General features: G+C 52.6%; 13 protein-coding genes. 4 read left to right on the top strand and 9 right to left on the bottom strand.

From position 1 onward, the window contains the following. Positions 1–11: 11 nt before the first annotated feature. Both petA and AAG834_RS05085 read right to left on the bottom strand, forming a co-directional pair. Positions 12–593, bottom strand: coding sequence for a ubiquinol-cytochrome c reductase iron-sulfur subunit (gene petA / locus AAG834_RS05090; protein WP_003761390.1), 582 nt, complete (start codon positions 591–593; stop codon positions 12–14). 122 nt (positions 594–715) lie between these two features. Continuing rightward, positions 716–1,465, bottom strand: coding sequence for a Nif3-like dinuclear metal center hexameric protein (locus tag AAG834_RS05085; protein ID WP_342031461.1), 750 nt, complete (start codon positions 1,463–1,465; stop codon positions 716–718). A 231-nt stretch (positions 1,466–1,696) separates the two neighbouring features. Between AAG834_RS05085 and AAG834_RS05080 the strand changes: the two genes are divergently transcribed. Next, positions 1,697–2,635: a LysR family transcriptional regulator gene (locus AAG834_RS05080; protein WP_342031460.1), complete on the top strand. Its 939-nt coding sequence runs from the start codon at positions 1,697–1,699 to the stop codon at positions 2,633–2,635. A gap of 116 nt (positions 2,636–2,751) precedes the next feature. Here AAG834_RS05080 and AAG834_RS05075 read toward each other — a convergent pair whose 3' ends face one another. Further along, entirely contained in the window at positions 2,752–4,311 is a 1,560-nt protein-coding gene (locus tag AAG834_RS05075; protein ID WP_342031459.1) for a TerC family protein, read from the bottom strand. A gap of 238 nt (positions 4,312–4,549) precedes the next feature. After that, entirely contained in the window at positions 4,550–5,371 is an 822-nt protein-coding gene (locus AAG834_RS05070; protein ID WP_342031458.1) for a fimb protein, read from the bottom strand. A gap of 150 nt (positions 5,372–5,521) precedes the next feature. On the opposite strand from AAG834_RS05070, the gene AAG834_RS05065 reads away from it, so the two are divergent. The 3 genes from AAG834_RS05065 to mscL all read left to right on the top strand — a co-directional run bounded on the left by AAG834_RS05065 (position 5,522) and on the right by mscL (position 8,652). Next, complete coding sequence (locus tag AAG834_RS05065; RefSeq protein WP_342031457.1) at positions 5,522–6,961, top strand: MFS transporter; 1,440 nt, start codon at positions 5,522–5,524, stop codon at positions 6,959–6,961. 179 nt (positions 6,962–7,140) lie between these two features. Then, positions 7,141–7,929: an enoyl-ACP reductase FabI gene (fabI, locus tag AAG834_RS05060; protein ID WP_070493481.1), complete on the top strand. Its 789-nt coding sequence runs from the start codon at positions 7,141–7,143 to the stop codon at positions 7,927–7,929. 282 nt (positions 7,930–8,211) lie between these two features. After that, on the top strand, positions 8,212–8,652 hold the full coding sequence (mscL, locus tag AAG834_RS05055; protein WP_049223401.1) for a large conductance mechanosensitive channel protein MscL: 441 nt from the start codon (positions 8,212–8,214) through the stop codon (positions 8,650–8,652). A gap of 152 nt (positions 8,653–8,804) precedes the next feature. Here the strand turns inward: mscL and katA are convergent, their stop codons facing one another. From katA to AAG834_RS05025, 5 genes are all read right to left on the bottom strand, one after another. Next, the gene (gene katA / locus AAG834_RS05050; RefSeq protein ID WP_308862271.1) at positions 8,805–10,319 is read right to left on the bottom strand and encodes a catalase KatA; all 1,515 of its coding nucleotides are present in this window, start codon (positions 10,317–10,319) and stop codon (positions 8,805–8,807) included. A 414-nt stretch (positions 10,320–10,733) separates the two neighbouring features. Next, positions 10,734–12,026, bottom strand: a complete 1,293-nt coding sequence (locus AAG834_RS05040) for a valine--pyruvate transaminase (protein ID WP_342031456.1) — start codon at positions 12,024–12,026, stop codon at positions 10,734–10,736. Between the two features lie 215 nt (positions 12,027–12,241). Then, positions 12,242–13,324 (bottom strand): phospho-N-acetylmuramoyl-pentapeptide-transferase, encoded by a 1,083-nt coding sequence (gene mraY, locus AAG834_RS05035; RefSeq protein ID WP_342031455.1) that lies wholly within the window; start codon positions 13,322–13,324, stop codon positions 12,242–12,244. 279 nt (positions 13,325–13,603) lie between these two features. Further along, positions 13,604–14,971 carry a UDP-N-acetylmuramoyl-tripeptide--D-alanyl-D-alanine ligase gene (locus AAG834_RS05030; protein ID WP_342031454.1) on the bottom strand — a complete coding sequence of 456 codons (1,368 nt, stop codon included), beginning with the start codon at positions 14,969–14,971 and terminating at the stop codon, positions 13,604–13,606. 50 nt (positions 14,972–15,021) lie between these two features. Further along, positions 15,022–15,753 (bottom strand): hypothetical protein, encoded by a 732-nt coding sequence (locus AAG834_RS05025; protein ID WP_342031453.1) that lies wholly within the window; start codon positions 15,751–15,753, stop codon positions 15,022–15,024. Between the last annotated feature and the right edge of the window lie 32 nt (positions 15,754–15,785).

Here is a 15,785-nt window from a genome sequence, read left to right as displayed (position 1 = left end):
GTTCCTTATTTTTAGTCTTCGCCTACCAAGACTGTCGTATCGCTCAGATATTTGTAGGGCGGAACAACCAGGTTGGTCGGTGCAGGAACACCTTTATACACGCGGCCTGCCATGTCGAATTTCGAACCGTGGCACGGACAGAAGAAACCGCCTTTCCAGTCTGCACCCAAATCGGCAGGGGCAACGTCAGGACGGTAGGTCGGCGAGCAGCCCAAATGGGTACAGATACCGATGGCTACAAGGATGTTCGGCTTAATCGAACGGGTCTCGTTTTTAGCATATTCGGGCTGTTGATCCGCATCCGAATTAGGGTCAGCAACCGCGCCGTTCAAACTTTTCAGGTCTTTGAGCTGCTGATCTGTGCGGTTAACCACCCAAATCGGCTTACCTTGCCATTCGGCAGTCAACATTTGTCCGGATTCGATTTTACTGACATCGATTTCGACGGCAGCACCTGCGGCCTTGGCTTTTTCCGACGGAAAAAAGCTTGCCACGAAAGGCGTAGCTACGCCCAAAGCCGCCACACCGCCCGCGCCGCATGTAGCCAGCGTCAGAAAGCGGCGGCGACCGCTATTGATTTCTTGATTATCCATTATTCAGTCGTCCTAAAATTTTGGGAATACCGAGCCATTAAACGATGTAATTCTACCTAGTTTGCCGTGATACTCAAAGCATTATTTAAATTAAGGTAAATTTTCATGACGATTATCAAGGCTTAGGCGGGATTATCTTCGTCGAAATGACAGATTTCCAACTCGAAATGCCGGGCTACGGCTTCGCCCAGGGCGCGGATGCCGTAACGTTCCGTCGCATGGTGTCCCGCGCTGACAAAGGCAACGCCTGTTTCATTGGCAAGGTGAAACTGCGCTTCCGAGATTTCTCCGGTCAGATAAGCATCGACACCTTCGTCTATGGTCGTCTGAAAAAATCCCTGCGCACCGCCGGTACACCATGCGATGCGTTTGATTTCGCGCGACATATCGCCGACGGCTACGGGTTGCCGCCCCAGCGTTGCAGCAATGTGTTGCAACCATTCAGCCAAAGTCTGCGGCGTTTTCAGACGACCTATATTCAACAGGTTCTGTTCTCCGAACTGCCTTTCGACTTCCCAACCCAACTTATCGGCAAGCTGCGCGTTATTGCCCAAGACAGGGTGCGCATCCAGCGGCAGGTGGTAGCCCGCCATATTGATTTGGTGTTGCAATAATGTTTCGATGCGCGCTTTTTTCCAACCCGTAATCGTTACCGGCTCGCTTTTCCAAAACATCCCGTGGTGCACCAAAAGCATATCCGCGCCCTGCTCTGCAGCGAAATCAACCGCCGCTTTGCTTGCCGTCACCGATGTCGCAATTTTGCCGACTTCCGCCCTGCCCTCGACCTGCAAACCATTGGGCGCATAGTCCTTGAACATTCCGACCTGCAACACCTCGTCGCACCACGCCAAAATATCGTTGCGTTTCGCCATATCATTCCTTTCAACACATAGCGGATTGAATTTCACGGGACAAGACGGAACAACGCCATCCCTGTTTCAAGTCAATTCACCGCATTCATACAAAATCGGACGCACATTCTAACCGCAAACCATGACGCATCCCAATCCCTACGCCGTTCAACACGCGCCCGCATTTACACCCCGGCATGAAATATTTTAATATTGCCCGTTTCAAAAGGTCGTCTGAAAGCGTAAAAACCAATGGATTCCATCATCGAACTGCGCCATCTCAAAACCCTGCTAGCACTCGAAGAAACCGGCAGCGTATCCCTTGCCGCCAAGCGCGTCTTTTTGACCCAATCCGCCCTTTCGCACCAAATCCGCGCGCTTGAAAACTATTACGACACGCCCCTGTTCGAGCGCAAATCCACACCCTTGCGCTTCACGCCCGCCGGCGAACGCCTGTTGCGGCTCGCACGCGAACTCCTCCCGCAAGTTTCCGCCGCCGAGCGCGACCTCGTCCGCATCATCGAAGGCGAAGCAGGCGAATTGCGGCTGGCAGTCGAATGCCACACCTGTTTCGACTGGCTCATGCCCGCGATGGGCGAATTCCGCCCCATGTGGCCGCAAGTCGAATTGGACATCGTTTCCGGCTTTCAGGCAGACCCCGTCGGACTCCTGCTGCAACACCGCGCCGATCTCGCCATCGTATCCGAAGCCGAAAAGCAAAACGGCATCAGCTTCCGCCCCCTGTTTGCCTACGAAATGGTCGGCATCTGCGCCCAAGACCACCCGCTTGCCGCCAAAACCGTTTGGGAGGCAGAAGACTTCATCGGCGAAACCCTCATCACCTATCCCGTTCCCGACGAAATGCTCGATCTGCCCAAAAAAATATTGTTACCCAAAGGCATCAACCCGCCGCGCCGCCGCAGCGAACTAACCATCGCCATCATCCAACTCGTCGCCAGCAAACGCGGCATCGCCGCCCTGCCCTACTGGACCGTGATGCCCTATCTCGAAAAAGGCTACGTCGTCCACCGTCAAATCACTGCCAACGGCCTGCAAAGCGAACTCTACGCCGCCACGCGTACCGAAGACGCAGACAAAAGCTATCTCGACAACTTCTGCCAAATCGTCCGCGAACGCAGCTTCACCGACCTCCCCGGCTTAAGCGAACTGACAATGTCCGGGCAGGATTGATGTTTTCTTGAAACAGGGTGTCACAACATTCACACACTTCGATTTCCATATCAAAAGGTCGTCTGAAAACCCAAATCTCAGGTTTTCAGACGACCTTTTTACTTCATCTCCCCGATTTAGCCTTCTTCAGGCAGCTTGGTGATTTTTACCCGCTCGATGCGTTGACCGTCTTTTTCAACGACTTGGAAACGCCAGCCGTGGAAATCGGCAAAATCGCCGACATCGGGAATGCTTTGCAGTTCTTCCATAATCAGTCCGGCGACGGTGTGGAAGTCGGCATCTTCTTCTTGCGGCGGGAGGTTCAGTTGCGGCGCGAGTTCGACATATTCAAACGAACCGTCCACAGTCAGACTTTCATCGGCATTTTCTTGAACGGCGGGTTCTTCTTGGCGTTCAAACTCTTCAGGAAATTCGCCTGCGATGGTTTCCAGCAGGTCTTTCATGGTAACCATGCCCAAAACCGCGCCGAATTCATCGACCACCAAAGCATAATCCGCGCTGCTTTGGCGGAACAGTTCAATCGCACCCAATGCAGTCGTACTGTCCGGCAGGACTAGCGGCTGACGTAGGACGGCTTGGATATTGAGTTCGCCGGTTTCGAGTAGTTGGGCGAGCAGGTCTTTTTTGTTGATGTAGCCCAACGGTTCATCGACACCGGCTTTACCGACGACGAGCAGGCGGCTGTATGGGGTATTTTGCAGTTGGGCGTGTTGCTCTTCGCGGCTTTGGGAAATGTCCAAACGCTCAATGTCGCGGCGGGGAATCATCACGCCGAGGATGGGACGTTCGGCAAGCGTGAGGACACTGCGTATCATGGATTTTTCGTTTTCCTCAAAATGCCCGTCGTCCTCTGCTTCGTCGCCCGCTTTGGCAAGCACGCTTTCGCGTATGCCCATCATGCCCAAGACGTTCTCGGCGGTGCGCTTGCGCCACGAGCTGCTGATATAGTCGTTTTTGCGGCTGTTGCGTTGCGAAACTTGGTTAAACACTTCAATCAGGATGGAGAAGCCGATAGCGGCGTAGAGGTAGCCTTTCGGGATGTGGAAATGGAAGGCTTCGGCGATGAGGCTGAAACCGATCATCAGCAGGAAACCTAAGCAGAGCATGACGACGGTAGGATGCCTGTCTACAAACTCGGTCAGCGGTTTGCTCGCGGAAATCATGACGGTCATGGCAACGGCAACCGCGCCCATGGCGACGACGATGTGATCGACCATGGCGACGGCAGTGATGACGGAATCGATGGAAAATACCGCGTCAAGAATCAGGATTTGGGCAACCACGCTCCAAAATCTCGCGTGTTTCTTCTGGCTGTCGGCAACGGCAAATTGGTTATGCCCTTCGAGGCGTTCGTGCAGTTCGGTGGTGGCTTTGTAGAGCAGGAAGATACCGCCCGCGAGCATAATCATGTCTTTGCCGGAAACGTCCAACCCGCTGATGTGGAACAGCGGGCGCGTCAGGGTCATGATGTGTGCCATGAAGCCGAGCATGATGATGCGGATAATGACCGCAAGCCCCAAACCGGTAATGCGCGCGCGGTCGCGTTGGGCGGGTTTGACTTTGTTCGCCAAAATGGCGACGAAAACGAGGTTGTCTATCCCCAAGACAACTTCGAGTACCAGAAGCGTGGCAAAGCCTATCCAAGTATGCGGCTCTGCCAACCAACTGAAATCCATGATTTTTCTATTCCTTTGTGTTCAAACGCGAAAAGGCAGCCTGAAACGCTCAAGCTGCCTGATTCATATCGATACGCACGAAAAACGGCGGGCGGTCATGCTGCTCTGCTCTGGGTCTTTCATGTGTGCGTATGTCTCAAGTAAAAATAATGTAAATAGTTTAGCAGTTTGGAAGGCGGATGGCAAAAGGTCGTCTGAAAACAAGGAAATTGGCTTTCAGACGACCTCCCAATCGGCTTTAAATAACCTGCTCTTTGTTTTTGGCCGCAGCGGCGTTTTTCGTCATAAAACCGTCTATCGGCGCATAACCCACGAAATCAGCGTTTTCATCCATGATGACTACCCAGTCTTTTGTACGGCTGCTGGTCAGAGGCAGGAAGAACAAAGGTTTGCCGGACGAAGTCACTTTGGCTGATTTGATAATGTCCGTTTCAGACATATTGCGCGCGGCAGCCAGTTCTGCCAACGGCTTCATCGCACGGCGGATTTTTTCGCGTTCGGCAGGACTGTCGGGCAGCCACCAATTCGGACGCATACTCGGCTCAATGCCCGTCAGCGACAAGCTCAGACTCTCATTGGCTTCTTCAACATTGACCGCCTCACGCACGCCTACGCGCTCTATACCGAACCAAGGCAAAGTTTTGAAGCCGTCTTTGGCTTTTGCCAAATCCGCCTCATCGATTTCGGCAGCAGTCACAATATTGATACGGTCACGCTCAAAAGCGGCGGCAACAGGACGGGCAAGGGATACGCTGTACAAGCCGTAAATCAAAGCGGCAAGCTGGATGGCGCCGATTAAGGAATAATCGACCACGCGCTCGCGCATTTTTTTCTTGGGGCTGGCAAGAATCAGGGTCAACAGCGGACCGCACACGATATCCACCGATACGACCAACTTATACAAATCCAAGCCTCCGGTCAGTTCGGCATAGGGAAAGGGATACCAGACTTCAAAAACAAGCAGCGCCGCCAAGCCTGCTAAAACAAGACTGACAAGCAGATGCAGCGAGGCGCTTTTCACGGCGAAACGCCATCGCGAAACATGTTGAGTATTTTCCATAATGTTTGTCCGTAACGTAATTATTTGAAATATGATTTTTTGAAGACGTCATTATATCGGAATATAAAAGTTTTGCGGAAAACCAAATAAACATTTTTTTACATATCCCATGTTAAAATCCGCATTCTTCAAATATTTCAATATGATGCTATGCATACTTCCGATATTGGCATAGACGATACGGCTCACGAATACCACGCCGACAATCCCGATTTTCCTGCCAAAACCATTGTGGCGACGCTGTTTTTCGGCGCGTTTTTCGGCTACCTCAACGACACGCTTTTAAATGTTGCGCTCACGCCGATTATGAAGGATTTTGGGGTCGACAAGACCACCGTCCAATGGCTGACGACGGGCTTTTTGCTGGTGATGGGCGCGTTCACGCCGATTACGGCGGGCGTGATTCAATGGTTTGAAACGCGCAAGATGGTGTTGTTTACGCAGGCGACGTTTTTGGCGGGTTCGCTGATTTGCTCGTTTGCGCCGACTTTCGGGATTTTGGTCGCGGGGCGGATGGTGCAGGCGGTGTCCGCCGCGTTTTTCGTGCCGCTCCTGTTTAACGGCATTTTGTCGATTTATCCGCCGAACAAACGCGGGACGGCGATGGGCGTGATTACCATGATGTTCACCGCCGCGCCCGCGATAGGACCGACGTTGTCGGGCATCATCATCGACCACACGCATTGGCGCGTGCTGTTCGGCTTTACCGCGCCGTTTATGCTGGCGGCGATGGTATTGGTGGGCAAGTATCTGACGGTCAACTTGAGCAACATCAGCCGTCCGAAGATTGATATTTTGTCGGCAGTCTTGTCGATTGCGGGCTTCGGCGGGCTGGTGTATGCGAGCAGTAATTTTGCCCGTCTGCCGCTGGCGGAATTTATCCTGCTGTTTGCCGCTTCCGTCGCGCTGGTGGGCTGGTTTGCATACCGCCAGTCCCGCTTGGCGACGCCGCTGCTGAACCTTCGGGCGTTTGAATATAAGCAGTTCCGCCACTGCGTCGTGATTCTGGCGGGCGCGGTGTTCCTATTTTTGGGTTTGGAACTGATGATGCCGATGTACACGCAGCAAGTGCTGATGCTGACGGGTACGGCGACGGGGCTGATTCTGATGCCGGCAAGCATCGCCCAGGCGGTTGCCGCGCCTTTGTTCGGCAAACTGCTGGACAAGAAGGGCGGACGGTTCGTCGTGTTGCCCGCCACGGTGATGCTGACGGTGTCGCTGGCGGTGTTGTGGCTGTTTTTGCGGATTGACACGCAAGTCATGATGCTGACCGCCATGTTCACGCTGATGGCGGTATCCGTCTCCGCCTGCGTAACGGGCGAAACCCACGGCTTGAACGCGCTGCCGAAAAAACTCAACCCCCACGGCGCGGCGATTCTGACCACCATCAACCCGATTGCCGGCGCGGTCGGCGCGGCATTTTTCGTCGGCGCGACCAATATCGGCGAGAAACTGTCTTCCGCCGCCTCGCCGCAACAAGCCATGCTTGACGGCATTCATCTGGCGATGGGCAGCGCGCTGGTGTTGGGCGCGGTAATGGTGTTTTTCGCCATGCGCCTGAAACGTCACGAACCGGACAAACAAGTTTGAACATAAGGTACTAAACGGGCATTTGAAAGAAGCCGCAAACAGCACAAAGAGGTCGTCTGAAAAAATGCAAAAAACGTCAGGACGACAGGTTATCTCTTTTTTTCTATACCGAAACCGCCCCAGTTTGCTATAATGCCCAGTTTCATCAAACCGCAATACCACACTTTAAAGGACAAAAAATGGGTTTTCTGCAAGGTAAAAAAATCCTGATCACCGGCATGATTTCCGAGCGTTCCATCGCTTACGGCATTGCCAAAGCCTGCCGCGAACAAGGCGCGGATTTGGCGTTCACCTACGTTGTTGACAAACTGGAAGAGCGCGTCCGCAAAATGGCCGCCGAATTGGGTTCCGAACTCGTATTCCGCTGCGATGTCGCCAGCGACGAAGAAATCAACCAAGTTTTCGCCGATTTGGGCAAACATTGGGACGGCTTGGACGGCCTCGTCCACTCCATCGGCTTCGCACCAAAAGAAGCCTTGAGCGGCGACTTCCTCGACAGCATCAGCCGCGAAGCGTTTAACACCGCACACGAAATTTCTGCATACAGCCTGCCCGCATTGGCAAAAGCCGCCCGTCCGATGATGCGCGGCAGAAACTCCGCCATCGTCGCCCTGAGCTACTTGGGCGCGGTTCGTGCGATTCCGAACTACAACGTCATGGGCATGGCAAAAGCCAGCCTCGAAGCAGGCATCCGCTTTACCGCCGCCTGCTTGGGTAAAGAAGGCATCCGCTGCAACGGCATTTCCGCCGGCCCGATCAAAACCCTTGCTGCTTCCGGCATTGCCGATTTAAGCAAACTCTTGGGACACGTCGCTTCCCACAATCCGCTCGGCCGCAACGTAACCATTGATGAAGTCGGCAACACCGCCGCCTTCCTGCTCTCCGAACTCTCTTCAGGCATTACCGGCGAAATCACTTACGTTGATGGCGGTTACAGCATCAACGCCCTGAACGATGAAGAGGCGTAATGATTTGTAATATTTTGTAGAAAAGACAACTTATTACACAAAAAACCGTCTGATTAAGTGGTGTAAAAAAGGTACACCGGCTATTTCAGGCGGTTCTTTTTTCGTATAAAAGGCGGCATATTTCGGGAATTTTGTCATAAAACAAATTTTAACTTTTCTGAATTTTATTTAACAAATAAAACGATACTATGCCTGCCGGTTTGAAAAAGCCCGTCCGTCACTTCGGACGCACTTTTTTTAAAAATTTCACTTTATTATCCACAAACATACAGGAGGACATTTATGTCTATTGCTTCAGAATTCAAACAGTTTATTATGCGCGGCAACGTTATCGACTTGGCAGTCGGTATGGTCGTCGGTACTGCGTTTAGCGGCATCGTTAAATCTTTGGTTGACGACGTAATCATGCCCCCTATCGGTCTGTTGATCGGCGGCGTTGACTTCTCCAACCTGTTCATCACCCTGAAAAACGGTGCGCAAGCGCCCGCAGAAGGCTATGCCAACTTGGCGGCAGCCCAAGCAGCCGGTGCCGTCACCCTGAACCTCGGCCTGTTCATCAACTCCGTTATCAGCTTCCTGATCATCGCTGCTGCGATTTTCTCCGTTATCAAAGCATTGAACTCCATGAAAAAAGCCGAAGCGCCTGTTGAAGAAGCACCTGCAGAGCCTAGCGAAGAAGTATTGCTGTTGCGCGAAATCCGCGACTCTCTGAACAAAAAATAATCTTTTGAAGATTTGAAATAAAAGGTCGTCTGAAAATTTTCAGACGACCTTTTTGTTTTGCGTATCTCTCCGATATCAATGACTTACGGTTTGCGGTATCGGATTGCGTGGGATAACAATTCTTCAATCTCTATCCACATGGCTCCTCCCATTTACAGCAAACCTGGCTGACCCAATGCCGGGTCGGTCGCGCGGGCGGCTTGTGCGTCTTCGACGGTCAGCCCCAAAGCTTTCGCCACGCCTTCGCCGTAGGCGGGGTCGCAACGGTGGCAGTTGCGGATATGGCGGTATTTGATGAAGTCGGGCGCGTCGCCCATTGCAGCGGCGGTGTTGTCGAACAAAGCCTGTTTCTGCGCGTCGTTCATCAGGTTAAACAAGGCGCGCGGTTGGTTGAAGTAGTCGTCATCGTCTTGGCGGTAGTCCCAGTGCGCCGCGTCGCCGTTGATTTTCAAAGGCGGTTCGGCGAAGTCGGGCTGTTGCTGCCATTGGCCGAAGCTGTTGGGTTCGTAGTGCGGCAGGCTGCCGTAGTTGCCGTCGGCGCGGCCTTGCCCGTCGCGCTGGTTGCTGTGGACGGGGCAACGCGGGCGGTTGACAGGGATTTGGCGGAAGTTTACCCCCAAGCGGTAGCGTTGCGCGTCGGCGTAATTGAACAAACGGGCTTGCAGCATTTTGTCGGGGCTGGCGCCGATGCCGGGCACAAGATTGCTCGGGGCGAAGGCGGATTGTTCCACATCGGCGAAGAAGTTTTCGGGATTGCGGTTCAACTCGAATTCGCCCACTTCGATCAACGGATAGTCTTTTTTCGGCCAAACTTTGGTCAGGTCGAAGGGATGATACGGTACTTTTTCCGCATCGGCTTCAGGCATGACTTGGATGTACATCGTCCATTTCGGAAACTCGCCGCGTTCGATGGCTTCGTACAGGTCGCGCTGGTGGCTTTCGCGGTCGTCGGCAATGATTTTTGCGGCTTCTTCGTTGGTCAGGTTTTTAATGCCTTGCTGGCTGCGGAAATGGAATTTCACCCAAAAACGCTCGCCCGCTTCGTTCCAGAAGCTGTAAGTATGCGAACCGAAGCCGTGCATATGGCGGTAGCTGGCGGGGATGCCGCGGTCGCTCATGACGATGGTAACTTGGTGCAGGGCTTCGGGCAGCAGCGTCCAGAAGTCCCAGTTGTTCGTAGCGGAGCGCATATTGGTGCGCGGGTCGCGTTTGACGGCTTTGTTCAGGTCGGGGAATTTGCGCGGGTCGCGCAGGAAGAACACGGGCGTGTTGTTGCCGACCATATCCCAGTTGCCTTCTTCGGTATAGAACTTCAACGCAAAGCCGCGGATGTCGCGTTCCGCATCGGCTGCGCCACGCTCGCCTGCCACGGTGGTGAAACGGGCGAACATCTCGGTTTGCTTGCCGACTTCGCTGAAGATTTTGGCGCGGGTGTATTTTGTGATGTCGTGTGTTACGGTAAACGTACCGAACGCGCCCGAACCTTTGGCGTGCATACGGCGTTCGGGGATGACTTCGCGCACGAAGTCGGCGAGTTTTTCATTCAGCCACAAATCCTGCGCCAGCAACGGGCCGCGCGCGCCTGCGGTCAGGCTGTTTTGATTGTCGGCAACGGGCGCGCCGTTGTTCATGGTCAGGTGGGTTACGGGACATTTAGAGACAGTCATGATGATTTCCTTTGTGAAATGGTCAGTGGTTTATATAGTGGATTAACTTTAAACCAGTACGGCGTTGCCTCGCCTTGCCGTACTATCTGTACTGTCTGCGGCTTCGTCGCCTTGTCCTGATTTAAATTTAATCCACTATAAAATGATTTGCCGAAAAGCATATTCGTAGCCGGTTTCTTGGCATTCATAAATTTCTTGTATCGACATTTGTTTTTCCTTTTAATTAAGCTATGAAAAGAACTATACAGAAAGGTTTTGACTATTGGAACTATGACTTCAATTTAATATTGTTATTATTAATTGAGATTTTATTTTTGTTAGATTTTTATTATTATTCGACGCATGAAATAGAAAAAGGTCGTCTGAAACTGTTTTCAAACGACCGTTTGACTGAATGGCTCTCAACTTTACTGTTTACGCCACGTCATACAACCCGCGTACCACCCTGCCGATGGCGGCGACGCCTTTTTCCAGCGTTTGAGCGTCCTGCGCGATGCTCATGCGGATGCACTCGCGGGCGTGCGGGTAATCCTGCGTGTCGATGCCGACGAAGAAATGTTCGCCCGGAATAATCAGCGTGCCTTCGGCTTTGAGCATTTCGTACAGGATTTGCGATGAAACGGGCAGGTTTTCAAACCAGAGCCACAGGAAAATCGCGCCTTCGGGCTTATGGATTTTCAGCGGATACGCGCCCAGCTCGCGCTTGAGCAGCGAGACGGCGGTTTGCGCCTGATTGCGGTAAAACGGCCGGATGACGTCGTCTGAAAGCTGTTTCAGACGACCATCCTGTAGCAGCGGCGTTGCGATGGCTGCGCCGAAGCGGGTGGGCGACAGGTTCACAATTGCGTTCAGGCTGCTGACGGCTTTGACCACTTCCGGCGCGGCGACGATGATGCCGGTGCGCACGCCCGGTAAGCCGACTTTGGAAAGGCTGAAGCAGAGGATGATGTTTTCGTGCCAATTCAGCGTCACGTCGCTGTAAATGATGTTGGGGAACGGCATTCCGTAGGCGTTGTCGATAATCAGCGGAATGCCGTGTTCTTGCGCCAAAGCGTCCAGCCGCGCCATTTCGCCGTCGGTCAGCACGTTGCCGGTCGGGTTGGTCGGACGCGAACAGCAAATCGCGCCGATTTTGCCTGCTTTGAGTTCGGGCAGGCTTTCCAGTGCATCAAAGTCCACGCGGTATTTGAAGAAACCTGCTTCGCCTTCGTGTTCGACCGCTTCGATTTTAGGTTTCACGGAAACGAAGTGCTGCCCTTCGACATGCACGTCGGCATAGCCGATGTATTCGGGCGCGAGCGGCAGCAGGATGGCTTTCTCTACGGAAAGGTCGTCTGAAACCTTGAATTTTCCGCCGAAGAGGTTGAAAAGATAGAAAAACGCGTTCTGCGAACCGTTGGTCAGCGCGATATTGTCGGCGGTCAGGTTCCAGCCGTATTCGCGGTTGAGGAAGGCGGTCAGCGCGTCAATTAGCGCGGCATCGCCCTGGGGATTGGAGTAGTTGCCGATGTTCTCGACAGCGTGTTCCGCCGCCAGCTTGGAAAATACGTCGGCGAACACGGCGTTGACTTCGGCGATCCGCGCCGGATTGCCGCCGCCGAGCATGTTGACGGGCTTGTCGCTTTTGAGCGCGTCGCCGAGGTCGTCCATAAGTTGCAGGATGCCGCTGTGTTGCGTGAATTTTTCGCCGAATGCCGAGAACTGCATGATGACTCCGTGTAAATATGATTGGCGGGGATTATATCAGCTTGATATGTCGAGGGGTCGTCTGAAAATGAATGTGGCGGATTTTAGCCACAACCGCTCTGACATGGGGGATGTGTGACCATCATTCATCTGCCCTGCCCTCTCAAAAATTCAGACGACCCGATGAATCTCATCGGGTCGTCTGAAAATGTGAACGTCGGAAAAAGGAAAGCAACTTAGCGGATTTTCAGCGTACTCAATCCGATTAACACCAAGACGATGGTAATGATCCAAAAGCGGACGACGACTTGGGTTTCTTTCCAGCCTTTTTGTTCGTAGTGGTGGTGGATAGGCGCCATCAGGAAGATGCGTTTTTTGGTTTTCTTATACCAGCCGACCTGAAGCATAACGGACACGGCTTCGACGACGAACAGACCGCCCATGATGACGAGGACGAACTCTTGACGGACGATGACGGCAACGGTACCGAGTGCCGCACCCAATGCCAGCGCGCCGACGTCGCCCATGAAAACTTGCGCAGGATAGGCGTTAAACCACAAAAATCCAAGACACGCGCCGCACATGGCGGTACAGAAAATCACGACTTCGTTCGCACCTGCGACATAAGGCAGTTGCAGGTATTGGGCGAATTGCGAGTGTCCGCTGGCGTAGGCGAAGATGGCGAGGCCGGCGGCAACGAGGACCACGGGGAAGGCGGCAAGTCCGTCAAGGCCGTCGGTCAGGTTGACGGCGTTGGAAGTGCCAACGATGGTCAGATAGGTCAGGACGACGAAGCCGACCACGCCCAGCGGCAAGGCGACTTGTTTGAAGAAGGGAACGATCAGGATGTTGTTGGAGGAGTTTTCAGCAAGGAAAAACAGGGCAAGCGCGGCAATAATGGCGACACTCGACTGCCACACCATTTTGAATTTGGCGGAAACACCGTTGGGGTCTTTATAGACGACTTTGCGCCAGTCGTCGTAAAAACCGAGTGCGCCGGTAGCGAGCAATACCGCCAGCAGAATCCAGATATACGGGTTTGCCCAGTTGCCCCACAACAGCGTGGATACGGTGATGGCGGTCAGAATCAGCGAACCGCCCATCGTCGGCGTGCCGTTTTTGATGAGGTGGGTTTGCGGCCCGTCGGTGCGCACTGCCTGCCCGACTTTTAACTGCGTCAGTTTGCGGATGGTCCATGGACCGAGCAGCAGGGAAAACGCCAAGGCGGTCAAGGCTGCCATGACGGCGCGGAATGTGGTGTATTGAAAGACATTCAGACCGGACAACCAGTTACTGAAATGTGCAAGCCATAAAAACATGGGGCTTCCTTTTGTTTTTGTTGTTACATTGGGCTTATCGCCCGTTTTAAAGTTTGGTTTTGGGGTCGTCTGAAAAAGTTTCAGACGACCTTTGTAGATTACCAAGCAGGTTATGACAGTCAGGGCTTAATGAAGTTCACTTTATATTCAGGTTTTTAGGGAACTTTTATCCGTTATCCAGACCGCTGGCGGCGTTATGGAACGGAGGCGGCGTTAGTGTCTTTCTCAATCACGCAAATCGGATAATTTCGCACCAATCAGCAATAAGGCTTTTCATTTTCAGACGACCTCTTTATCCGTCAACGCCTCGACGACTTCTTCCATCTTCATAAAACGCGAGCCCTTAACCAATACGGTGGCGCGTTCGGGCAAATCGTGGCTCAACACTTGAATCAACGGGTCTTTGGCGGCGAACCACAAACCGTCCGCGCCAAACGTTTCCGCCGCTTCGACGCTGTTGTCGCCGACAAAATAAGCCGCTTCGATACCTTGGTCGCGGGCGTACGCGCCGACTTCGGCGTGCATGGCGGCGGCTTCGTCCTCGCCCAGTTCGCCCATATCGCCCATCACGAAAATACGCGGCGCAGGCATACGCGCCAACACGTCAATCGCGGCTTTCATGCTATCGGGGTTCGCGTTGTACGTATCGTCAATCAGGGTTGCGCCTTTGATGCCGGATTTGACGTTCAGACGACCTTTGATGTTGCTGAAACCCTTCAAACCTTCCGCCACATCGTTCAAACTCAAACCTGCCGCCAAAGCCAGCGCGGCAGCAGCAGCAGCGTTGTGGACATTGTGGCGGCCGGGAACGGGCAGCACCACGGCGGCGCGCTCGTTGCCGCACACCAAATCAAATTCGCACGACAAAGGTTTCAACACGATATTTTCCGCATGGACATCGCCGCTATCGACGCCGAAAGTCTGTTGCTGATGACCTTGAGAGGTCGTCTGAAACACGGTGGCGTGTTCGTCTTCGCACGGAATCAAAGCCAATCCGTCTTCGCCCAAGCCTTGATAAATCTCGCTTTTCGCCTTGGCAATATCGTTCGTGCCGTCAAAACCGCAGCCGACATGGGCGCGCAAAGCATTGTTGACCAAAGCGGCATCGGGTTTGGCAATTTGCGTCAAAACCGCCAGTTCGCCGAAATGGTTCATGCCCATTTCGATCACGGCATAGCGGTGTTTTTCGTTTAATTTCAACAAAGTCAGCGGCAATCCGATATGGTTGTTGAAATTGCCCGCGGTCGCCAACACGGCATCATCGCCGAAACGGCGGCGCAATACCGCAGCCAGCATCTCCTTCACCGTCGTCTTGCCGCCCGAACCGGTAATGCCGAACACAAACGGGTTCACATTATCGCGCCACGCCTTCGCCAGCGTTTGCAACGCGGTAAGCGTGTCATCAACTTTCAACGCGCCATCCATTGCAGCGCAATCTTCGCGCGAAACCACAACCGCCACCGCACCCGCAGCCAATACGTCTTCAACAAAATCATGTGCATCAAACCGCTCGCCCACCAATGCGAAAAACACATCGCACGCGCGAATGTCGCGGCTGTCGGTTACGATGCGCGAAACGGGTTTGTTTTCAGACGACGTCGGAAGGTTGAGGGTTTGGCAGATGAAATTTAGGTCTAGTGGTTTCATGGTTTCTTTCGTTTGTTTTTTTCAAACAGGCATTTTGTTGCAAAGGCATTTTACACTTTGGCAGAAGGCAGCAACTCTTCGACGAGCACCTTTAAAGCGCGCCTTCCTTCTCGATTTCTGGTACTGGGATGAGGTGCTCGGTAACATATTATTTCCTTATTACCTTCAAAAGAAAATTTTTCCAGTTTTCCCCTATTCAAACCGTTTATGCCTTGACCCGAGCCGGACAAATCAGGAAAGCACTCCCTCCGCGCCACTACACCGCCGTCTCCGCTTACGAAAAGAATAATCTGTGGCTTTAAAATTTCAATTTGGGCACGCAACAATTTACAGGAAAGTGTTTTTATATCTTCGAACCAATCCGAATGCTTAGGATGTTTAGTTTTATAGTCCACCGCAAAAATATTAGCCCACAAGATGCCTTCATTCCCACTTCGCTTGGCAACGTTACGGACGAAATTGAAAAATGTTGCTCCTTTTGTGTTTCTTTTTAAATCTCCAGTCAAATTCCGCCAAATAAAATCTTTGCTTAACGACATCAGTTGCCTTACATTTTCGGCATGATATTCATCAAATTTCTTGCTATCGTACCAACTGCGTGTTTCTCTGCCGACAATCAGAATTTTATGTTCTGCGCTTTCATAATGCTCAGGGACAAAGCCCAAATGGATATTGGATAATTTATTGTCTTTATTATTAATTGCACGCAACAAGTTCTGATGTTCCAGTTTGTTTAAAATCTCTACATACTTATTCAGCAATACTTCCTGTAAATCATTCACTTGACGTATTCCTGTACTATTGAAACCGATTT

This window comes from Neisseria sp. Marseille-Q2251, assembly GCF_940793045.1.
In the GTDB taxonomy this organism is placed as follows: domain Bacteria; phylum Pseudomonadota; class Gammaproteobacteria; order Burkholderiales; family Neisseriaceae; genus Neisseria.
Note: the sequence above shows the minus strand (reverse complement) of the source record. Positions and strands in the feature narration are given on the sequence as shown.